Annotated in this window: 19 protein-coding genes and 1 pseudogene; 11 read left to right on the forward strand and 9 right to left on the reverse strand. The window is 70.8% G+C overall.

The features are described from left to right. Positions 1 to 294: 294 nt before the first annotated feature. From alr to EW117_RS18325, 4 genes are all read left to right on the forward strand, one after another. Complete coding sequence (gene alr, locus EW117_RS18310; protein WP_207211923.1) at positions 295 to 1,434, forward strand: alanine racemase; 1,140 nt, start codon at positions 295 to 297, stop codon at positions 1,432 to 1,434. A gap of 35 nt (positions 1,435 to 1,469) precedes the next feature. After that, the gene (locus EW117_RS18315; RefSeq protein WP_129788148.1) at positions 1,470 to 2,501 is read left to right on the forward strand and encodes a hypothetical protein; all 1,032 of its coding nucleotides are present in this window, start codon (positions 1,470 to 1,472) and stop codon (positions 2,499 to 2,501) included. Continuing rightward, entirely contained in the window at positions 2,498 to 3,610 is a 1,113-nt protein-coding gene (locus tag EW117_RS18320) for a CapA family protein (RefSeq protein WP_129788149.1), read from the forward strand. Before EW117_RS18315 ends, EW117_RS18320 begins: the two co-directional genes overlap by 4 nt. A 73-nt stretch (positions 3,611 to 3,683) precedes the next feature. Then, on the forward strand, positions 3,684 to 4,388 hold the full coding sequence (locus tag EW117_RS18325; RefSeq protein ID WP_129788150.1) for a M15 family metallopeptidase: 705 nt from the start codon (positions 3,684 to 3,686) through the stop codon (positions 4,386 to 4,388). Positions 4,389 to 4,550: 162 nt separating this feature from the next. On the opposite strand, the gene EW117_RS18330 is transcribed toward EW117_RS18325, so the two are convergent. Next, positions 4,551 to 5,813 (reverse strand): trypsin-like peptidase domain-containing protein, encoded by a 1,263-nt coding sequence (locus EW117_RS18330; protein ID WP_129788151.1) that lies wholly within the window; start codon positions 5,811 to 5,813, stop codon positions 4,551 to 4,553. 290 nt (positions 5,814 to 6,103) lie between these two features. On the opposite strand from EW117_RS18330, the gene EW117_RS18335 reads away from it, so the two are divergent. The 3 genes from EW117_RS18335 (at position 6,104) to EW117_RS18345 (ending at position 8,601) form a co-directional block, all read left to right on the forward strand. After that, a complete protein-coding gene (locus EW117_RS18335) occupies positions 6,104 to 6,919 on the forward strand; it encodes an oxidoreductase (RefSeq protein ID WP_165362764.1) in 816 nt (271 codons plus the stop codon). Positions 6,920 to 6,983: 64 nt separating this feature from the next. Then, positions 6,984 to 7,574 carry a TetR/AcrR family transcriptional regulator gene (locus tag EW117_RS18340; protein WP_129788153.1) on the forward strand — a complete coding sequence of 197 codons (591 nt, stop codon included), beginning with the start codon at positions 6,984 to 6,986 and terminating at the stop codon, positions 7,572 to 7,574. 61 nt (positions 7,575 to 7,635) lie between these two features. Beyond that, on the forward strand, positions 7,636 to 8,601 hold the full coding sequence (locus EW117_RS18345) for an alpha/beta hydrolase (protein ID WP_129788154.1): 966 nt from the start codon (positions 7,636 to 7,638) through the stop codon (positions 8,599 to 8,601). On the opposite strand, the gene EW117_RS30825 is transcribed toward EW117_RS18345, so the two are convergent. Further along, the gene (locus EW117_RS30825) at positions 8,567 to 9,082 is read right to left on the reverse strand and encodes a phosphotransferase (RefSeq protein WP_129788155.1); all 516 of its coding nucleotides are present in this window, start codon (positions 9,080 to 9,082) and stop codon (positions 8,567 to 8,569) included. The two genes, EW117_RS18345 and EW117_RS30825, sit on opposite strands and share 35 nt — an antisense overlap. Positions 9,083 to 9,170: 88 nt before the next feature. Continuing rightward, positions 9,171 to 9,512 (reverse strand): annotated as a pseudogene (locus tag EW117_RS30830) (phosphotransferase); the annotation flags it as partial. A 72-nt stretch (positions 9,513 to 9,584) separates the two neighbouring features. Here EW117_RS30830 and EW117_RS30260 point away from each other — a divergent pair. From EW117_RS30260 to EW117_RS18375, 4 genes are all read left to right on the forward strand, one after another. Then, on the forward strand, positions 9,585 to 9,983 hold the full coding sequence (locus EW117_RS30260) for a VOC family protein (protein WP_129788156.1): 399 nt from the start codon (positions 9,585 to 9,587) through the stop codon (positions 9,981 to 9,983). 180 nt (positions 9,984 to 10,163) lie between these two features. Continuing rightward, positions 10,164 to 11,213, forward strand: a complete 1,050-nt coding sequence (locus EW117_RS18365) for an ABC transporter substrate-binding protein (RefSeq protein WP_129788157.1) — start codon at positions 10,164 to 10,166, stop codon at positions 11,211 to 11,213. Continuing rightward, positions 11,186 to 12,292, forward strand: coding sequence for a FecCD family ABC transporter permease (locus EW117_RS18370; protein WP_422891162.1), 1,107 nt, complete (start codon positions 11,186 to 11,188; stop codon positions 12,290 to 12,292). The genes EW117_RS18365 and EW117_RS18370 overlap by 28 nt, the downstream gene beginning before the upstream one ends. Then, the gene (locus EW117_RS18375; protein ID WP_129788158.1) at positions 12,289 to 13,077 is read left to right on the forward strand and encodes an ABC transporter ATP-binding protein; all 789 of its coding nucleotides are present in this window, start codon (positions 12,289 to 12,291) and stop codon (positions 13,075 to 13,077) included. The genes EW117_RS18370 and EW117_RS18375 overlap by 4 nt, the downstream gene beginning before the upstream one ends. 52 nt (positions 13,078 to 13,129) lie before the next feature. Here EW117_RS18375 and EW117_RS18380 read toward each other — a convergent pair whose 3' ends face one another. The 6 genes from EW117_RS18380 to EW117_RS18405 all read right to left on the reverse strand — a co-directional run bounded on the left by EW117_RS18380 (position 13,130) and on the right by EW117_RS18405 (position 19,514). Continuing rightward, positions 13,130 to 13,753, reverse strand: a complete 624-nt coding sequence (locus EW117_RS18380; protein WP_129788159.1) for an antibiotic biosynthesis monooxygenase — start codon at positions 13,751 to 13,753, stop codon at positions 13,130 to 13,132. 121 nt (positions 13,754 to 13,874) lie between these two features. Continuing rightward, entirely contained in the window at positions 13,875 to 15,557 is a 1,683-nt protein-coding gene (locus tag EW117_RS18385; protein WP_129788160.1) for a PHP domain-containing protein, read from the reverse strand. Positions 15,558 to 15,884: 327 nt separating this feature from the next. Next, positions 15,885 to 16,310 (reverse strand): hypothetical protein, encoded by a 426-nt coding sequence (locus tag EW117_RS18390; protein WP_129788161.1) that lies wholly within the window; start codon positions 16,308 to 16,310, stop codon positions 15,885 to 15,887. Beyond that, the gene (locus EW117_RS18395) at positions 16,307 to 17,191 is read right to left on the reverse strand and encodes a carbohydrate ABC transporter permease (RefSeq protein WP_165362765.1); all 885 of its coding nucleotides are present in this window, start codon (positions 17,189 to 17,191) and stop codon (positions 16,307 to 16,309) included. Before EW117_RS18395 ends, EW117_RS18390 begins: the two co-directional genes overlap by 4 nt. After that, a complete protein-coding gene (locus tag EW117_RS18400) occupies positions 17,191 to 18,144 on the reverse strand; it encodes a carbohydrate ABC transporter permease (protein WP_242504363.1) in 954 nt (317 codons plus the stop codon). Before EW117_RS18400 ends, EW117_RS18395 begins: the two co-directional genes overlap by 1 nt. Further along, entirely contained in the window at positions 18,141 to 19,514 is a 1,374-nt protein-coding gene (locus tag EW117_RS18405) for an ABC transporter substrate-binding protein (protein ID WP_165362766.1), read from the reverse strand. Before EW117_RS18405 ends, EW117_RS18400 begins: the two co-directional genes overlap by 4 nt. Between the last annotated feature and the right edge of the window lie 36 nt (positions 19,515 to 19,550).

Genomic DNA, 19,550 nt, shown 5'->3' on the forward strand with positions numbered 1-19,550 from the left:
GGCCGCGCACGACGAAGCGCCCCCGGGCGCTCCGGGCTTGCATCCTGGTGCAAGTGTCCGCTCGACCTGAAGGCCACTTGGTGCTCGGTTCGTCGCTCACCAGGGTGGCCATTCCCGCGCGTCATCCTGCTCGTCACCTGCTCGTCTGCCGCTCGTCGACGGCGGTCGCCGCCTCCGGACGTGTCGTATATAACATGCCTGGTCAGGGAGGTGAGCATCGAACGGACTGGAGAGTGAGCAGAAGTGTCCGCGAAGGTAGCCTCCGTGTTTGTTCCAACTTCCCGCGCTCGGCCGATGGCCACGATGGCGGAGGCGGTAGTCGATCTGGACGCCATCACCCACAATGCCAAGGTCTTCGCCGACCGTACCGGTACCGGCGTCATGGCGATGGTGAAGGCGAACGGGTTCGGCCACGGCGCTACCCAGGCGGCCCGCGCCGCGCTGGCGGGAGGGGCAACCTGGCTGGGCGCGTCGAACGCCGCGGAGGCACTCGCCCTGCGGGCGGACGGCATCACCGCACCGATCCTGATCTGGCTCTACCCGCCGTCGGAGACCTTCGAGAAGCTGCTGCTCGCCGGGATCGACGTGTCGGTGGGTTCGGTGGAGTCCCTGGACGCCGTCGCCGACGCCGCCCGGGCCACCCTCCACGTGGCGAACGTGCACCTCAAGGTCGATACCGGCATGTCGAGGGGCGGCGTCCCCGCCGCGGAGTGGAACCCGTTCTTCGACCGCGCGAGCGCCCTGCACGACGAGGGTGTGCTGCGGGTCCGCGGCATCTGGTCCCACCTGGCCAACGCCGAGGAGCCCGAGATGCCCGGGATCCACGACCAGCTCGCCGCGTTCGACCGCGCGCGCCGGCAGTCGGCGGACGCCGGGCTCGACCCGGAGTTCGTCCACCTCGCGAACTCGGCCGCCGCGCTGCGGGTGCCCGAGACCCGGTTCGACCTGCTGCGGATCGGCATCGGCCTGTACGGCGTCGAGCCGGTGCCGGACATGACCCACGGCCTGAAGCCGGCGATGACCGTGCAGGCCCAGGTGCTGCTCACCAAGCGCGTCCCGGCCGGCACGGGCGTCGGTTACGGCCACGACTACGTCACCGAGCACGAGACCACGCTCGCCCTGGTCCCGCTGGGATTCGCCGACGGCGTCCCGCGCCAGGCGGGCGGCGTGGCCGCCTTCCAGGTCGGCGGTGAGCGCTGCCCGGTCGCGGGGCGCGTCGCCATGGACCAGGTAGTGCTCGACGTCGGCGACCTCCCGGTGCAGCCGGGTGACGTCGCCGTGATGTTCGGCCCCGGGACCGACGGCGAGCCGACGGCCCGCGAGTGGGCGGAATGGGCGGACACCAACCCGAACGACATCCTGACGGGGATCGGGGCCAGGGTGCCGCGTCGTTATGAGCACGGCTCCGAGCACGGCCGTTACGAGCGAGCCTGATGTCGCACGCTCGTCCCATAGCGCAGAATCACCCGATGATGCAGTCCAGAAGCGCGGTGGCCGGGGTGGTCGCCGTCGTCACCGCCTACGTCGTCGCGCGCCACTACCTGCAGGTCGAGTGGGTCATCGACGCGCCCGTGCCGGTCGTGTGGTGGGTCCTCGGCGCGATGCTCGGCGTGCTCGGCATGCCCCTGCTGCTCACCGCGATCGGCCGCGACGTCGTCCGCCTGGCCGAGCCGGAGGGCCGGTCCTGGGGGCGCCTGCTGCTGCGCTGGGTGCTGCCCCTGCTCGTGGCGCACGTCGCGTGGCTGGGCCTGACGCTCGCCGTGCTGCGCCGGTTCAACCCCGGGCTCACCGGGATCCCGGCCCGCACCATCCCCGAGATCGGGTCCCTGGTGCTGCTGCCCCCGCCTGAGCTGTCGCTGCTCTGGTCGCTCGCGCTCGTCCCCGTGGTGGCGCGGCTGACCCGGCGGCTGCCGGCGGGGGTCGTCGTCGTGGCGCTCGCGGCGCTGACCCTGCTGACGCCCGCGCCGACGTTCCTGGTCTTCCTCCTGGTCGGCATGCGGTTCGTCGCGGCGATCGACCAGGTGGGGGAGACCGCCTCCTGGCGGGACCTGGCGCCGTACGGCGCCGTGGCGCTCGTGGGTGCCGCGGTCCTGGCGGTGCCCCGTTTTCCCGACACGCTCGCCGTGACCGTCGCGGGGCTCGCGGTGCTCCCGTTCGCCCTGCTCCTGGTGGCGAAGCTCGGCGGCGCCCGGTCCGGATCCCGAGGGTTCGTGCGGGTGGGCAACGCCGCCGTCGCGATCTTCCTGGTGCAGATCCCGTTCCTGGCGCTCTTCGACAAGGTGGTGCTGGAGCGGCTCGGGAAGGCGGGGCCCGGCCTGCAGTACCCGGCCGCCGTGGTCGAGCCGCTGGTCATCGTGGCGGCGATCGTCGTCTGCGGTGTGGTGGCGACGGGTCTGGTGCGGCTGGGGCAGTTGCTCGTGGGCCGACGGCGGCACCGCGGCGCGAACCAGGCGCCGCCCGCCCTGGACCGATCTCCCGTTCTCGCAGAGGTGGACCGATGACACGCCGACGGACCCTCGTGAGCCGGGCGGGATCGTCCACGTCGTTCGGTGCCCCCTTCAGCGCCCGGCCTGCCGTGGCCGCGTTCGTCGCGACGGCGGCGCTCGTCGTGGCGGGCTGCGCCTCGGGGACGGCGGGCACCGGGTCGGCGAGCGCCGAGCCGTCCGCCGCGCCCGAGATCACCCTGACGTTCGCCGGTGACGTGCACTTCGAGGACCGCGTGGCGGAGCTGCTCGACGACCCGGCCACTGCGTTCGGGCCGGTCGCCGAGGAGCTGACCGACGGCGACCTCACGATGGTCAACCTGGAGACGCCGATCACGTCGCGCGGCACGCCGGAGGACAAGAACTACGTGTTCCGGGCGCCGGACGCGTCGGTGCCCGCCATGACGGCAGCCGGTATCGACGTCGTCAGCCTGGCGAACAACCACACCATGGACTACGGCCGCGAGGGCCTGGCGGACACCATCGCCAAGGCGGAGGCCGGCGGGCTGGGCACGGTCGGCGCGGGAGCCGATATCGATGAGGCGTTCACGCCGCTGCGACGCACGGTCGAGGGCGTGGACATCGCGATCTTCGCGTTCAGCCAGGTCGACGACCTGGCCGAGGAGTGGGCGGCGACGCCGGACCGGTCCGGCATGGCCATGGCTTTCGACACCGAGCGCGCCTACGCGGCGGTGCGTGCCGCCCGGGCCGACAGCGACCTCGTCGTCGTCCTGCCGCACTGGGGCGGCGAGGGCGACCAGTGCCCGACGACCCGGCAGCAGGAGTTCGCCGCCGGCCTGATCGATGCGGGAGCCGACGTCATTGTGGGGGCGCACTCTCACGTCCTGCAGGGCGCGGGCCGCGAGGGTGACGCCTACGTCGCCTACGGCCTGGGGAACTTCCTCTGGTACAGCGAGGGGCTCGAGCAGCCGTTCAGCGCCCGGGCCGGTGTGCTCCGCCTCACGGTCCAGGGACGGGAGGTCGCCCGGTCGGGCTTCGTCCCGACGGTGATGACACCTACGGGCCAGTCGGAGGCGCTGACCGGCTGGCGCGCGGACCTGGCCCGGCACAACTTCGACGAGCTGCGCACGTGCGCCGACCTGGATCCCGTCCTGAGCGACGGGTAGCCCCGGACGACGGCGCCTGAGCCGTCACCCCGGAGAGCTCGGAGCCCGTACCGACCCCTGTCAGGAGAGCATCATGACCAGCCAGCACGTCGTCCCGCCGGAGGAGCGGTCCGCCGAGGTCCCGGCGGAGGGTCTCGCGACGACGTCCGGTCCGGGTGGCCGCGAGATCGTCCTCCTCTCCGATCCGCGGGTCGGGCGGATCCCGGTGGCGGAGTGCGGCGAGCCGCTGGTCGAGCTCGACGAGACGTTCGGCGCGGCGCGCGCTCCGGTTCGCGTGGGGCTCGCGCAACGGCTGCGCCGGGCCCAGGACGACCTCCTGGCCGAGGGACTGCGGCTGGAGGTGGTCGAGGGGCACCGGGACCCGGCCGAGCAGCAGCGGATCATCGACAGGTACTCCGGCGAGGTGCTCGCCGAGCATCCCGGCGTCGATCTGCGGGAGCTCGAGGTCCTGACGAGCCGGTTCGTGGCCCCCATCGCCGTCGCGCCGCACGTGGCGGGGGCCGCGGTCGACCTGACGCTGGCCGACACCGACGGCCCGCTCGACATGGGTACCGCGATCGATGCGACGCCGGAGATGTCCGGCGGACGCTGCTACTTCGACGCCCCTGACATCGCACCGGAGGCCCGCGCGCTGCGCGGCGTCCTGGCGCAGGCCCTCGGCTCGGCCGGCCTGGTCAACTACCCCACGGAGTGGTGGCACTGGTCCTACGGTGACCGCTACTGGGCGCTGGCATCCGGCGCCCGGGCGGCCCTCTACGGCCCGGCGGCCTCGCGCTGATCGCCTCGTGGGCTGACTTGCGTTCAGCAGGCTCGGGCAGAGTCATAGCTCGCCCGATAACGGCCGCCCCGCGCCTGCTGAATCAAGGTCGGCCTCGGCTGAGCGGGGCTGCACACCTCGGCCTCGGCAGCACCTCCGCCGAGCACCAGGGTGGCTTGGAGCTCAGGAACCGCGGACGATGCCCAGGGCCGCGTCGCGAGCGACGTCGACCGGGACCGCCACGCTGCCCGTCGTCGTTCCGGTTGTTGCGGTGAGCACGCCGAGCACGGCGCCGTCCTCGTTGACGAGCGGCCCGCCCAGGCTCGTCGTGGGCACGACCGCGTCGATTCCGAGAACGTCCAGCCGGTCGCCGCCGGCCCCGGTCGCGGACTGGTCCGGCGCCTGGAGCGAACCGCTGGTCACCTCACCCTCGGCTCCGACGGCGAACACCCGGTCCCCGATGCTCGCCTCCGCCAGCCCGGAAGCCGAGTGCAACGGTGGCAGGCCGGAGTCGTCGTCCACGCGCAGCGCGGCGATGTCAACGCTCTCCTCGCGGCCCAGCACCTGGGCGGTAGGCCTGCCGCCGTCCGGCTGGATGACGGTGACCTCGTCGAAACCCGCCACCAGCTGCGCGCTGGTCACCAGGATGCCGGGTACGGCGACACGGAACGCCGATCCGCCGCGCGGCCCCGCCAGGCCGACCACGCTGTCCGGCACCTGCGCCGCGCCCTCGCCCAGCGCGTTCGGGCCGCTCGCGCCGGTGCCGAGCTCCGCCCAGTCGCCCGGTTCGAGGCGGTCCACCAGCGTGAACCCGTCTCCGCTCCTCGCATAGAGGGCCGCCTCGCCCTCGCCGATCGCTACCGGCGGTGAGAGCACGCTCGGGTACACGCCGTGGCCGGCGATGATCAGGTTCGGCTCACCCGCGCGCGGCGACTCCTGCTGGATGCGCTGGTTCAGCTGCCGGTCGGCTTCCTCGTCGCGCTCGGGGTACAGCCGTTCCAGGCCGTCCACGACGTCGAACCGGCCGAAGGCCAGCTCAGCAGTGTCCCTGCTCCGGCAGTAGGGGCTGGCCCACACCGCTCCGATCGGGATATCGAGCTGTTGGACGGCGGTGCCGATCGACCGCGCGTCCGATCGGCCGGCGCCCGACAGATTGCGCTGAGTCGCGCAGTCGTCCAGGTTGACGGTGGGCTCGTCCGGCCGGGACTGGTCGGTCGCCGCGTGCCGGACGACAATCGTGAAGCCGCCCTCCTGGAGCCGAGAGAGCAGGTCGTCTCCGCGTGCCGGCTGTGGCGACGTGGAGGTTTCTGCGCTGGCTTCGGCGCCAGTGGCAGGACTGTCGCCGGTGCACGCGGCCGTCGTGAGCAGCAGGGCCGTGGCGAGCAGGGCCGCACCGAACGGGGCTACGGGCTTGGGTGCGATCTCGGCGCTGGGCTGCTCGTCCATGCCTCCAGTGCAGCATCGGCGGCATTCCCCGCGGAAAGACCATCTCGATCCACGCCTATACCGCGCTGGTATGAATGGCGGCCGGCGGTGCCCCTGTCGGGCCGGTCCTGGCGGAGACCATCGTGGCGATGGGGGCGCCGCCGAGCTCGAGGCCTCGAGAAGCTCGGTGTCCTCGGGCAGCAGCGGTCTTTGAGATGATGATCATCATCCAATCTTCTCGAAAGCCTTGCGCGCGGCACCCCTGCGACCGTATGGTCGTACGAACGTAATACAAACCCGAGGAGTCCGTGATGACAGCAGCTCAGCAGGTCGCGCTCGTAACCGGCGCCACTTCCGGTATCGGCAAGGCGGCAGCGATCGCACTGGCCGCGAAGGGTTTCCAGGTGATCGGAACCGGCCGCGACACCGCGCGGGTCACCGCGCCCGCTGGGGTCACCTACCTCGACCTGGACGTGACCAGCGACGAGTCGGTCGCCTCGGCGGTCAAGCAGGTGATCGACCGGTTCGGGCAGATCGACGTCCTGGTCAACAACGCCGGCGTCGGCTCGACGGGCGCGGCCGAGGAGTTCTCGACCACCCAGACGCAGGGCATCTTCGACATCAACGTCCACGGCGTCATGAGGATGACCAAGGCCGTCCTGCCGCACATGCGGGCGCAGCGGCAGGGACGCATCATCAACGTCTCCTCCCTCAGCGGCTTCGTCCCCAGCCCGTTCATGACCGTCTATGTCGCGACCAAGCACGCGGTCGAGGGCTACTCCCAGTCGCTGGACCACGAGGTCCGCGAGTACGGCATCCGGGTCCTGCTCGTCGAGCCAGGCCCGATCAACACCCCGTTCGCGGGCCACAGCGTGGAGGCCGACACCCCCATGCCGCTCTACGCGGCCGGACGGCGCAACTACGACCAGCTGCTGGAGAAGAACCTCACCGGCGGCGACGACCCCGCCGTCGTCGCCAAGGTGATCGTCAGGGCTGCCACCGACCGGAACCCGAAGCTGCGGCGCACCGCCGGCAGGACCGCCCGGACCGTCAACGCGGTGCAGCGCATCGCCCCGGCCCGGGTCTTCGACCGCGTCATCCGCAGGTTCAACGAGATGCCCAGCTGACGCTCTGACCTGCGAAGGTGGTACCCGAAGCGGAAGCCCGGGCAGAGCTGGAGGAGCGGAACACATGGTGCGGTACACGAAGGAACACAAGCAGGAGACGAGGCAGCGGATCATTGCGACGGCCGGCCGGCGGATCAAGCGCGACGGCATCGACGGCTCCGGAGTCGCAACGCTCATGAAGGACGCGGGCCTGACCAACGGCGCCTTCTACGCCCACTTCTCGTCCAAGGACGACCTCGTCGACACGGCGATCGCCAACGAGCTGGAGACGCTGCACATGAAGGTCGTCGAGCAGGCGGCGCCCGGCGCGGTCGGCTTGGAACAGATCGTGCGCTGGTACCTGTCGCCCGGCCACCGGGACGACCGCGACGACGGCTGCCCCAACGCCGCCCTGCTCGACGAGATCGCGCGCAGCGGCGACACGACCAGGCAGGCGTACACCGACGGCGTGCTGGTCCTCATCGACGGACTCGCCGCACGCATGACACCCGAGGACCCGCTCGCGTCACGCGTCAAGGCGCTCAGCCTCCTCGGCCTGATGGCCGGGACGCTGCAGCTCTCCCGCGCCCTGACCGACCGCCAGCTCTCCGACGACCTCCTGGAGCAGGGCCTCGTCAACGCCCTGGCCCTGGTGGACACCGAACGCCGAACGTGACCGACACCTCCGCTGACGAGCCGGAACCCCCGGCGACGTCGCCCTCCCGTCAGGAAGAACGATGACCGAGCACTCCTTCAACCCGCAGCTGCGCGCCGCGCGGTTCCTTCCCCGCACCATCATCAACGCCCGGACGCTTCCTGCGCTCCGGTTCCTCACCAAGCTCACCGGGAGAACCCGGCGGCCGGACGCGCAGGTCGTCGCCGTGGACGCCGACGTGTCGGTACACGTCTTCCGGCCGGCTTCGGTCCGGCCTCGGACGCCGGCGCTGCTGTGGATCCACGGCGGCGGGATGGTGCTCGGCGACGCTGCGCAGGACAGCGCCTTCTGCCGCCGGATGGCCGATGAGCTGGGCATCGTCGTGGTCTCCGTGGAGTACCGGCTCGCACCCCAGCACCCGTTCCCGGCGCCGCTGGAGGACTGCTACACCGCGCTGCAGTGGCTCGCCCGCCAGCCCGACGTCGACCCGGCACGGATCGCCGTCGGAGGCGAGAGCGCTGGCGGCGGTCTGGCCGCCGCGCTGACGCTGCTGGCGAAGGAGCGCGGCGAGATCCGTCCGGTCCTGCAGCTGCTGTCCTACCCGATGCTGGACGACCGGACCACGACCCGAACCGACGTCGACCCGCGGCGGCTTCGCATCTGGAGCCCGGCCAGCAACCGGTTCGGCTGGCGCGGCTACCTCGGCTCCGCCGCCTCAGACGGCGCCTCAGCTGGAGCCTCGGATGGCGCCTCAGCCGGCAACGTGCCCCCGCTCGCCGCGCCGGCCCGCTACGATGACCTCTCCGGCCTGCCGCCCGCATGGATCGGCGTCGGCACGAACGACCTGTTCCACGACGAGGACGTCACCTACGCCCGGCGGCTGCAAGAGGCCGGCGTCGCCACCACCCTGCACATCGTGCCCGGCGCGTACCACAACTTCGACTCCATCGAGGCGGGCGCAGCCGTCTCGCAGGCCTTCCTCCGGGCCCGGACCGCCGCCCTGGACGAGGCGCTCAACGGGGCCGCCCGGACGCATCCCGTGGGCTGAGGTGCGACCAGGCGAGCGCGTCAGTCGTCGGGCTCCCGCATGAACCCACCAGTCGCCGGCGACGTGCATGTAGGTCGTGGTGCCGAGCGGGCCCTCGACCGTGCCGTCCTGCGGGATCCCTTCGGGCCGGCCCCCTGCCTGGTCCGTGATCCGGTGGATGCCGGTACCGGTGCGCGCGAGCGCGGCCTTGATCCCGTCGAACTGTGCCTGCGCGATTGCGTCGAACGGGAAGAGGGCCGTAGCCCTCGTGGAACGCCTGGCGTGTCGACGGGTCGCCGTGGATGGCGTAGTAGTGGGTCTTGGCCAGGTCGATGAGGGAATCCGCGGCGACGGCGTTCTCGACGTCGATGATTCCGGTGAGTGCCCAGCCGTCGGGCTGCTTGGCCACGAGCACATTGCCTTCGTGGAAGACGTTGTGGCAGAGCACGGCGCCGAGGCAGTTCCGGACGAGGCCGGCCTGCTCGGCGAGACGGGACTTCATCGCTGTGTGCAGGGCGGGATCGCCGCCGAGCGCTGCGTACGTCGGCGTCCGAGAGGTCGCCCCTGACGGCGGACAGCGGCACCCCGTCGAGCATGGTCATGATCGTAAAGGCCTGCCCGATAGGGCTGTCTTCGCCTCGGCTGTCGAGAATGCGGGGCACCGGACCAATACCATGCTGCTCCAGCAGCCGGTAGACGTGGATCTCCTTCTCCTGCTTCCAGCGCCACTGCTCGGCGTAGACCTTGATGATGGTCGGCTCTGTTGGCGGTGCGCAGCGAATCTCGAAGACAGTACTGATCTCACCACTCGTGCGCTTGACGGCCTCAGTAACTGAACCGGTCAGGAACACGCGCCGTAAGAGCCCTTCGGGCACGTGCGGCGTCAAGCGTGCTGGTCTCGGGCATGCTCGGCGCCGTAGAGAGATCCGCACCCGGTGACGACCGATTTTGGCGTGATCGCTGACGTCGGGCCGGGTGTCAGTAGCCGTCTCTACGATCGCCTCATGACAGTACGCATCGGCCGCACCTCCCTTCTGGCCAACGACATCCGGGCGACCGCAGAGTTCTACCGCGAAGCCTTTGGCTTCCGGACGATCTACGAAGGGGACTTTCAGGGGTACCCGCTCCTGCACATCGGCCCCGGCGGCCTGACTGACGGTGGCCTCTGGCTGCATCCGGCGCGCGATGGCTCGCCTCTCGGCCGGCAGGCAGGCGACAGTCCGTTTCTCGTGCTGTATCTCAACGACGCCGCAGAGATGGATGCTGTGCTGGCCCGCTGTTCACGCCTAGGGGTGGAACCCCACTCGCCCCTGCGTGCCGACGACGCCACGGGCGATCTCTACGCGCACGTTCGCGACCCCGACGGAGCCGAGATCGTCTTGGCGGTGATCGCTACCGCCTAGTACTACAGCTGTGGCAATCGTGGAAAGCGCGGTCCGGTCATCGCCTCCGGAGCTCCGGAGTTGAAGTCCGCGCTCCTGCTCGCGCGCGGACGCTGTTCACCGTCACCCCAGAGTTAGGTTAACCTAACCTCATTGAACGTTCCGCGACCGCGGGGCACCGCAGCACCATCAGGAGACCCCGTGGGCATCCCCGTAGTACGTGCGCGCACCGCAGCGCTTTCCGTCGCCGTTTTGGTCGGCCTCACCGGATGCGGTGCGTCCGAGGTCGTGGAGCCGGAGCTCCCGGCATCCGCGGGCGAGGGCAGCACCGAGTACCCGCTCACGCTGGAGAACTGTGGCCAGGAAGTCACCGTCGAGGCGGCTCCTGCCCGGGTCGTGTCCCTCGACCAGAACTCCACCGAGATCCTCCTGTCGCTCGGCCTGGAGGACCGGCTCGTCGGCACAGCGTCGTGGACGGACCCCGTGCTCGACTCTCTGGCGGAGGCGAACGACGGCGTCCCGAGGCTCGCGGACAACGCGCCGACCTACGAGGTGCTCCTGGGGGCGGACCCCGACTTCGTCACGGCGTCGTTCGGGCGGCACTACGCCGAGGGCGGCGTCGTCTCCCGCGAGCGTCTCGGGGAGACCGGCATCGGCTCGTACCTCTCGCCGACGGACTGCGACAACGGCCGGAGCGTGAACGGCGGTGGCACCCGGACGGCGCCGCTGACCGTGGACGCGCTGTACCAGGAGATCCGGGAGCTGGCGGAGATCTTCGACGTCCCCGATCGTGGCGAGGAGCTGGTCGCCGAGCTGCAGGGGCGTGCCGCGGCCGCCACCGAGGGCGTCGACTTCGGCGGGCGGACCGTCATGTTCTGGTTCGCCGACACGAAGACCCCGTACGTCGCGGGCGGACTGGGCTCGGCGTCTTCTCTGGCGACGACGACCGGGATGGAGAACGTCTTCAAGGACACTCCGGACGACTGGCCCGCCGTGGGCTGGGAGAGCGTGGTCGAGGCGGACCCCGACATCCTCGTCCTGGGCGACCTGCAGCGGGACCGCTTCCCCGGAGACCTCCTCGACGACAAGGTCGAGTTCCTCACGCAGGACGAGCTGACCGGCACGCTCGACGCCGTCCAGCAGGAGCGGTTCATCGCGCTGCACGGCGCGGAGATGAACCCGTCCATCCGCTTCGTCGACGGTCTGGAGAAGATCCAGGCGTGGTGGTCGGCGAACGAGGACCAGTTCTGAGCGCCCTGACGGCCGCCGCTGATGTCGCGGCCGGTTCCTCGTACGAGCCCGGACGGCGGTGGTCACGTCACGCGATAGCCGCTGTCCTGGTCCTCGGCGGGGTCGTCGCCCTCGCCCTGTCGGTGGGTGTCGCGATCACCCTGGGGCCGGCCGACGTGTCGCTCGTGAACGTCCGGGACATCCTCCTGAACCACCTGGGCCTGGCCGAGATCCCGGTGCGGGTCTCCGAGGACGCCATCGTGTGGCAGGAACGGCTGCCCCGGGCACTCGTCGCCGCGGCCTGTGGCGCCGGGCTCGGCCTGTGCGGAGCGATCCTGCAGTCGCTCCTGCGGAACCCGCTGGCGGATCCGTTCGTGCTCGGGGTCTCGTCCGGGGCGTCCACGGGCGCCGTCGCGATCGGCGTGCTCGGCCTCGGCGGGAGCGCGCTCGGGCTGTCCGGCGGGGCGTTCGTCGGCGCGCTCGTCGCCTTCGGCCTCGTCCTGCTGCTCGCCCGCTTCGCGAGCGGCGGCACCTCCGGCGTTGTCCTCGCGGGAGTGGCGAGCACGCAGCTGTTCTCGGCGCTGACCTCGCTCGTCATGTTCGCGTTTGCGGACTCCGACGAGGCCCGCGGGGTGATGTTCTGGCTCCTCGGCTCCCTGGAGGGGATGCGCTGGGACGACGTCGCCCTCAGCACCACCGTCGTCGGCATCGGCGCCATCGTCTGCGTGGCCTCGGCCCGGACGCTGGACGCCTTCGCGTTCGGCGAGGACGTCGCGGCGTCGCTCGGCATCCCGGTCGCGCGGACCCGGATCTTGCTGCTGGTCCTTACGGCCCTGCTCACCGCGACGCTGGTGAGCATCGCCGGTGCCATCGGCTTCGTGGGGCTCGTCCTGCCGCACGCGGCACGGCTGCTGTTCGGGCAGCGGCACTCCCGGGTGATCCCGGCGACGATCGTGCTCGGCGCGCTGTTCATGGTCTGGGTGGACGCTGCCTCGCGGGTCGCGTTCGCGCCCACGCCGCTGCCGGTCGGCGTCGGGACCGCTCTGGTCGGCGTCCCGGTGTTCGTGCTGTTGCTGCTGCGCAGAAGGGGGCGCGCATGACTCTCGAGGCCCAACGCCTGTCGTGGCGGCGGGGCGGCACGCTCGTCGTCGACGGCGTGACGTTGCGACCCGAGCCCGGGTCGACCGTCGGGCTGCTCGGCCCCAACGGTTCGGGCAAGTCCTCGCTCCTGAGGCTGCTCCAGGGCATGTCCAGACCCGATTCGGGGACGGTCATGCTCGACGGCGTCGACCTCGCTCAGCTGCACCGCCGCGAGGTCGCGCGGGCCGTGGCGAGCGTGACCCAGCACGCCGACACCGACGTCGACATCGTGGTGCGCGACGTCGTCCGGCTCGGCCGGACGCCGCACCGTTCCGCCTTCGGCGGCGAGCTCGCGCGGGACGAACGCATCATCGCGGAGGCCCTCGAGCACGTCGGGCTCACCGCGAAGGCCGACCGCCTCTGGCACACGCTCTCGGGCGGGGAGCGCCAGCGCGTGCACATCGCCCGCGCCCTGGCCCAGGAGCCGCGCGAGCTCCTGCTCGACGAGCCGACGAACCACCTCGACATCCGCCACCAGCTCGAGCTGCTCGAGCTGGTGGCGGCGCTGCCGGTGACCGCCGTCGTCGCCCTGCACGACCTGAACCTGGCCGCGATGTTCTGCGACACGGTCGTGGTGCTCCGGCGGGGGCGGGTCGTCGCGGCGGGCACCCCGGCGGAGGTGCTCACCTCCGAGCTCATCGCCGAGGTCTACGGCGTCCGGGCGCACGTGACCTGCGACGACCACTCAGGACGCCCGACCGTGGTGTTCCGAACCGGACTGCCACAGCGCGTGGCCGCACGCTGACCCTCTTCGCACACTGATCCTCTCTGCACGCTCCCTTCACCGGTGCGTTCGTTCATGCCATCTCGGGCACGTGGAGGTGCGCGAACGCGATCTCCATCTCCTCGACGTCGGCCGTGGCGCCGAGCTCGCGGACGACGCCGGTGCGGATGCTCGCTGCGGCGCTACGAGTGGCTTCGAGGGTCTCGCGGCTCTCGAAAGCTGCCGTGCCGACGATCCGACCGGCCTGCCGGTCGACCATCAGGCTGGCGCTGCAGAATCCGTCCATGTCCTGGATCTTGGGCAGGACGACCATCCGGTAGAGGTCGATCGCGTGATCGACCATGCTCTGGTCTCCGCTCAGCCAGGTGAGGCGGGCGCAGGCCCCGTCGGGTGCGGCGTGGTCGCGGTGGACGACGGCCACCTCCCACTGGTGGACCTCGCTGCCGCCGGAGCTACCCAACGCCTGCTCCGCGCGGTCGCGCATCGGTCGCACGGCGTCGGCGGTCGCCAGCATCGCCTCCTCGGACTCCCACGCCGTGGTGGCGATACAGCGGCCGGTCTCGCGGTCGACCAGCAACGACATCCCGACGCAGCCGTCCATCTCGGTGACCGTCGGGAAGATCTCCTCGCGAACCATGCTGATCGTGTCGTCGATCCTTGTGGGATCTCCTCGGACTTCGCTGGTGCGTACATACATGTCGAGCTCCCTTGCTCGGGCAGTGTCCGGGCGGCACTGCCGTCCCACTCACGTTCCGCCGTTGAGCGACTCGCTGCAACTGGAGGGGCGTCGTCCGAGGCACTGTGAGCGCAAGCCCGTCTCACGGTCCCTGACGCTCACGGACCCTGACGAAGATCGGGTTGCTGTAGAACCAGAGGTCCTGCCAGGGGTCGACCCCGCCGAGGACGTCCTGCGCCGGCCCGGCCGGGTCGACGTCGGCGCCGAGGTAGCCCGGCTGGCTGCGCTTGCCGTCGGTGCCGCGCAGCCGGACGTAGCCGTCGTGCTCGGCCACGAAGCCGTAAGTCAGCGTGGCCTTCCCGGTCCTGCCGGTGGTGTTCCAGGAGTGGACCACCCTCGTGTCCGGGGCGTAGAGGGTGTCCGGGTCCGCGGCCGGGCCCGTCACGCGGCCCTGGATCAGGTCGACGCGGGCCAGCTCGGGCACGAGCCCGGCGTAGTTGACGCCGTCGGCCAGGTCGATCGTGACGACCAGCCGGACCTCCGTGCCGGCGTCGACCACGAGCTCCTCGCCGAGGGTGGCACGTCGCCGTCCGCCCCGGGACCGGGCCTCCAGGCGGACGTCCAGCCCGGTGATGAGATCGCCGAAGGAGACCCACATCCGGCCCGCACGCATCGCGTCCATGACGGCGCGGTGGCTGAAGTCCTCGGCCCCGACCCAGGTCTTGTTGTACGCACCGGGCGGGAAGGAGCTGTACTCGGCCACGGGCCGGCCGGTCCCGACCGGCGGCGGGTAGACGCCGGTGGTCTGGAAGGTGTCGCCGGCGTCGTTGTAGGGGATGTTGTCGTAGCCGGTCTGGTCCAGCGGGTCGACGGGGTTCTTGACCCAGTCGCCGCAGCCCTGGTGGCCGTCCGACGTCGTGGTGATCCACCACCGCCGGCCCTCCGACAGCAGGCTGTCCCACACACCGCCGACCGTGGCCGTCATCCAGTCGAACCCGCCCCAGGTCCGGTAGCTCTCCTCGGGATACCCGGGGAACGAGTACGTGCCGCGGCCGCCGTCGTACAGGCCGCGGCCGCGTGCCATGCCGGGCGCGGGCAGGCCGGCCGCCTGGTGGCCCGGCGCGCCCTCGAAGCCGATGACGATGCCCGGGGCCGCGTCCTGCCAGGCCCGCAGCTCGGCGGGGGAGTCGATGCCCTTGCGGGCCGGATGGTTGGGCAGCACGAGCGCGTCCGCGAGCCGGCCCGACCGCACGGTCGCGGCGATGTGCTTCAGCGCGGCGAGAGCCAGCGCCTCGTTCTCCGGGGTGCCGTCGCGGGCACCCACGACCAGCGCGTCGTACCTGTTCACCAGCTCCTGGAGCACCTCGGCCTCGCGCGACCCCGGCGCCATCATGAACGTGGTGTGCTCAGCGCCCGGGATGTTCCACTCCAGGCCGTTGAAGACCAGCAGGTCCTCGCGATGCCGCTCCCGGGCCGCGAGGATGTCCCGGCGCTGCGGGGCGATGCTGTGCGCCGCGAACGACGTGTTGCCGTGGTCGGTGATGACCATCCAGTCCAGCCCGCCGGCGACGGCGCGCGTGGCCTGGTCGTCGATGCGGTACATCGCGTCGTTGCTGTACTGGCTGTGCAGATGGTGGTCACCGGCGAGCCAGACGTAGCCGCCCCGGCGGGGGCGGATCGGGCTGGCGCTCGCGGACGTGGCCGTGGTCGTGGCGTCCACCCCGGTGGCCACCAGACCGGCCCCGACGGCGCCGGCGCCGAGCAGGAAGCCGCGCCGGGAGGCATGGGGCGGAGCCGTGGGCGCGGCGGAGGGGTGGTCGTTCACGGGGGTCTCCTCAGTTCATGGCGAAGGGCCCCGCCCGGGCGGAAGCGTCCGGGCAGACGTGTCCGGGCAGAGGCGTGGCCAACCCTGGCAACGGTCGATGGCCGCAACCTGAACCACACGTTGCTCCACGATGAAACCGGTGGGCGCCACACCGTGAGCAGGACATTCGCTGTTTACAATGAGAACTCCGTGCCGCCTGAGGAGATGGGCGTGCGCGCCCTGTATCTGCTCCCCCGGCTCGAATCTGCGGCCGGGCAGGTCAGGGGGTCAAGGTGATGATGCGGGTCATCAGCAATCGCGGGCCCGACCGAGGGCGAAGCTCCTGACTCAGCGCCAGTCCTCCTCGATGAGCAGCATCGCGTAGATGTCCCGGCCGGGTTCCCGGCGGACGAGCGGGGTCTCGGCGAGCCAGTCCCGCACCGCGGCCCGGGCGGTCTCCTCGTCGGTGGTGAACTCGGTCTCGCCGACCTTGCCGTCGACCGACGGCGTCCATGCCCACACGTGGGTCACGGGGCCGGCGCGGAGGTCCTCCATCATGAGGCGATGGTTGTCGTCGCTGGCGACGAGCATGGCGCCGACGGTGCGGTCGTAGTTGCGTACGGTGATCAGGTCCACGACACCCGACACGATCTCCTCAGTCGCGGTCGTGCTCAGAATTTCCTTCGCGGAAGTCATCGACACTCCTCGGGGCTCCTGGTGGGTGGTTTCGGTGATCGGGTCGGTGATCGGGTCGCTGGACGGGGGAGGGCTCATGCGGTGACTCCACGGGAGGCGTAGCCGTCGATGAACCGGCGTTGCATGGTCAGGAAGAGGACGACGACCGGCAGCGCCATGATCAGGCCCGCCGCGCCGACCAGGGACCAGTCGGTGGTGAATCCCTGCTGGAACGAGTAGAGGGACAGCGCTACCGGCTGGAAGTCGCGGTTCTGGATGAAGGTGACGGCCAGCATGAACTCGTTGTAGGCCTGCAGGCCGGCGACGAGGCCCGCGGTCAGGACCGTCGGCCAGATCATCGGCAGGACGATCCGGGTGAAGACCCGCAGCTCACCGGCGCCGTCCATGCGCGCCGCCTCCTCGTAGGCCTTCGTCAGGCTGAGCAGGGCGGACCGCACGAGCAGGGTGGCGAACGGGCTGTAGATGGCCAAGTAGATGATGACCAGGCCGATGGGCTGGTTGTAGAGGCCCAGGAGGGACCACCAGCTCACCAGCGGCACGAGGAAGAGCTGGATCGGCAGCGACGACGACACCAGCAGCCAGAGGATCCAGCCGCCCTGGCCCGGCAGGCCGAGCCGCGTCATGGCGTAGGCCGCGGTGGTGGCGATCACCGCTACGCCCAGGCCGGTGGCGACGGCGATCACGAGGCTGACCAGCAGGGCGGGGCCCATGTCGGCCCGCTCCCAGGCCTCGGCGAAGTTCGACCAGTTCCACGACTGCGGCAGGCCGAGCGGGTTGGCGTCGATCTCCTGGGTGGACTTCAGCGCGTTGCCGGCGAAGACCAGCAGCGGCGCTATCGCGTAGAGGCCGAGCAGGCCCAGGACGATCCAGGTGACGACCTGCGGCCGGCTGCCCCGGGGGGCCGCGCCGCCCTGCTCGGGCGCGGGCGCGGTCTGCACGGCGAGCGGTGCGGTGCTCATCAGATGTCCCATCGCAGCCGTCGGCGCAGCGCCAGGTACCCGAGGACGGCGGCCGCGCTGATGGCGGCCAGCAGCATCGCGACGGCGGAGGCGTACCCGTGGCGCTGGTTCTGGAAGGCCTCGCGGTACAGCACGGTGCTGAGCACGTCGGTGGAGCCGGCGGGGCCGCCCTGGGTCAGGACGTAGATGTAGTCGAAGACGAGGAAGGACCAGATCACCGTCATCAGCCCGAGGAAGATGAACGTGGGGCGGATCGAGGGCAAGGTGATGTGCCAGAACTCGCGGACGGGTCCGGCGCCGTCGAGCCGCGCCGCCTCGTAGAGGCTGGGCTCGACGGTGCGCATCGCGGCCAGGAAGATCACCAGCAGGAAGCCCCACCACTGCCAGTTGTTGACGAAGGCGACCGAGCCCAGGGCGAGGTCCGGGTTGCCGAGGAAGTTCACGTCCCGCAGGAACGGGACGACGGAGCCGATCCCGCTCTCCGGGTCGAGGATCTGCCGCCACACCGCCGCCGAGACGACGGTGGCCAGCACGTACGGGATGAAGTACAGGACGCGGAAGAACGCCTGGCCCCGGCGGAGGCGGGACAGCAGGAAGGCGCCGACCAGCCCCATCGACATCGGGACGACCAGGAAGAACAGGGTCCACAGGAGGTTGTGGCCCAGGGCGCCCAGCACGGCGCTCGACGTCAGCATCTCGGCGTAGTTCGCCAGACCGACGAACGCGGGCGTGCTGAGCCCGTCCCAGTCGGTGAACGAATAGAACACCGAGGCCAGGCCCGGTCCGGTGATCACCAGGAGGTTGACGATCAGGAGCGGCGCCACGAAGAGCCACGCGAGGAGCCGCCGCTGGGCGCGAGTGCCCAGCGGCCGACTCCGGCGCGCGCCCGGGCCGTCCCGGCGGGTGGGACCCACGAGCAGGACGGCTCCGGGAACGGTTGAATCGGAGGTCATTGACCAGCCCGGGATGACGGCGTGAACGGGACCAGCGTCGTACCGGCGTCGAACTCCTTGTCGAACGCGTCCTGCATGCCCGCCAGGTACTCCTCGGCGGTGGCGTCGCCCGTCACGACCTTGTCGAACTCGCTGATGAGGTAGGCGTTGGTCTTCGGCGGGAAGAACGTCCACGTCGCGTAGCCGACGTTCGTCGACTCGGGGATGTCGGTGTAGAGCTGGACGGTGCGCTCGTCGACGTCCTCGGGGAACTGGTCGGCGCTCATCTGCAGCGGCGGCGGGTTCTCGCCGGTGCGGGCCGTGTACGACAGCGCCCGGTCGACGTCGCCGGCCACGTAGTCGATGAACGACGCCGCGGCGGCGGGGTCGGCGGCGTCGGCGCTGACCGACAGCTGGGTGCCGATGGCCAGCGGGTACACGCCCGGCTCGACGGCGTCGCTCAGTGACGGCAGCGGCGCCCAGCCCCACTGCGACGGGTCGTCGAAGACCTCCCCGAGCGAGTTGAACGTCCAGGTGCCGGTCATGTACATCGCCGTGGTGCCGTTGGCGAGCCCCGTCACGTTCGCCGTGTCGTCGGTGGTGAAGTAGGACTCCGAGCCGCCGGCCAGCCAGCCCTTGTCGATCCAGCTCTGGATGAGCTCGATCGCCGAGACGAACTCGGGATCGGTGAACGACGCCTCACCGGTCAGCGCGTCGTAGAGCTTCTCGGGGCCGACCGCGGCGTTGAAGACCGAGGTGATGAGCCACTCGGACATGCCCTGGTAGCCCGCGTTGCCGCCGCCGATCGGCACCATGCCGGCCTCGTCCGCCTCCTTGGCGATGGTCTCGAACTCGGCCAGGGTGGTGGGCGGCGTCCAGCCGTGCTCCTTGAACACCTCGGTGTTGTAGAACAGGGCCATCGACCCGTAGCTGGCCGGCACCGACGAGACCTCGCCATCGACGGTGCTCAGCTCGTAGGCCCAGGGCAGGAACTTGTCCTCCCAGCCGTACTGCTCCGCGTACTCGCCCAGCGGGAGGGTCCGGTCCGCGCGGGCGAAGTCCGAGGCCGACGTCGGCCCGTCCGAGTAGACGATGTCCGGCGCCTGGCCGGCCGATACCGCCGTGTCGGTCAGCTGGCCGATGGTGGTCAGCTCCTTGACCTCCATGTCGACGCTCGCGTCGCTCTCGGCGTTGAACCCGTCGACGAAGATCTCCTGGAAGGCCTCCTCCGTGGTGGGCGCATAGAAAGCTCCCCAGTAGGTGACCTCGCCGGTTCCGCCGTCGCTGTTGTTGTTGTTGCTGCCGCCTCCGCTGCTGACACAGCCGGCCAGGGCTAGCGAGGCCGTGGCGACGAAGCTGACGGAAATCAGTGCGCGCTTCGTGATTCTCAAGGTGATGTCTCTCTCCGGGGAGTGGGATGGGCACGA

This window comes from Promicromonospora panici, assembly GCF_900608595.1.
Classification (GTDB): Bacteria; Actinomycetota; Actinomycetes; order Actinomycetales; family Cellulomonadaceae; genus Promicromonospora; species Promicromonospora panici.

What these genes read in the sequence shown, in the direction of transcription:
- EW117_RS18315 (WP_129788148.1), top strand. Translation starts at nt 1,470, where the DNA reads ATGATGCAGTCCAGAAGCGCGGTGGCCGGGGTGGTCGCCGTCGTCACC.
- EW117_RS18395 (WP_165362765.1), bottom strand. Translation starts at nt 17,191, where the DNA reads ATGAGCACCGCACCGCTCGCCGTGCAGACCGCGCCCGCGCCCGAGCAG.
- EW117_RS18375 (WP_129788158.1), top strand. Translation starts at nt 12,289, where the DNA reads ATGACTCTCGAGGCCCAACGCCTGTCGTGGCGGCGGGGCGGCACGCTC.
- EW117_RS18345 (WP_129788154.1), top strand. Translation starts at nt 7,636, where the DNA reads ATGACCGAGCACTCCTTCAACCCGCAGCTGCGCGCCGCGCGGTTCCTT.
- alr (WP_207211923.1), top strand. Translation starts at nt 295, where the DNA reads ATGGCCACGATGGCGGAGGCGGTAGTCGATCTGGACGCCATCACCCAC.
- EW117_RS30825 (WP_129788155.1), bottom strand. Translation starts at nt 9,082, where the DNA reads ATGAAGTCCCGTCTCGCCGAGCAGGCCGGCCTCGTCCGGAACTGCCTC.
- EW117_RS18380 (WP_129788159.1), bottom strand. Translation starts at nt 13,753, where the DNA reads ATGTATGTACGCACCAGCGAAGTCCGAGGAGATCCCACAAGGATCGAC.
- EW117_RS18335 (WP_165362764.1), top strand. Translation starts at nt 6,104, where the DNA reads ATGACAGCAGCTCAGCAGGTCGCGCTCGTAACCGGCGCCACTTCCGGT.
- EW117_RS18325 (WP_129788150.1), top strand. Translation starts at nt 3,684, where the DNA reads ATGACCAGCCAGCACGTCGTCCCGCCGGAGGAGCGGTCCGCCGAGGTC.
- EW117_RS18330 (WP_129788151.1), bottom strand. Translation starts at nt 5,813, where the DNA reads ATGGACGAGCAGCCCAGCGCCGAGATCGCACCCAAGCCCGTAGCCCCG.
- EW117_RS18340 (WP_129788153.1), top strand. Translation starts at nt 6,984, where the DNA reads ATGGTGCGGTACACGAAGGAACACAAGCAGGAGACGAGGCAGCGGATC.
- EW117_RS18390 (WP_129788161.1), bottom strand. Translation starts at nt 16,310, where the DNA reads ATGAGCCCTCCCCCGTCCAGCGACCCGATCACCGACCCGATCACCGAA.
- EW117_RS18400 (WP_242504363.1), bottom strand. Translation starts at nt 18,144, where the DNA reads ATGACCTCCGATTCAACCGTTCCCGGAGCCGTCCTGCTCGTGGGTCCC.
- EW117_RS30260 (WP_129788156.1), top strand. Translation starts at nt 9,585, where the DNA reads ATGACAGTACGCATCGGCCGCACCTCCCTTCTGGCCAACGACATCCGG.
- EW117_RS18320 (WP_129788149.1), top strand. Translation starts at nt 2,498, where the DNA reads ATGACACGCCGACGGACCCTCGTGAGCCGGGCGGGATCGTCCACGTCG.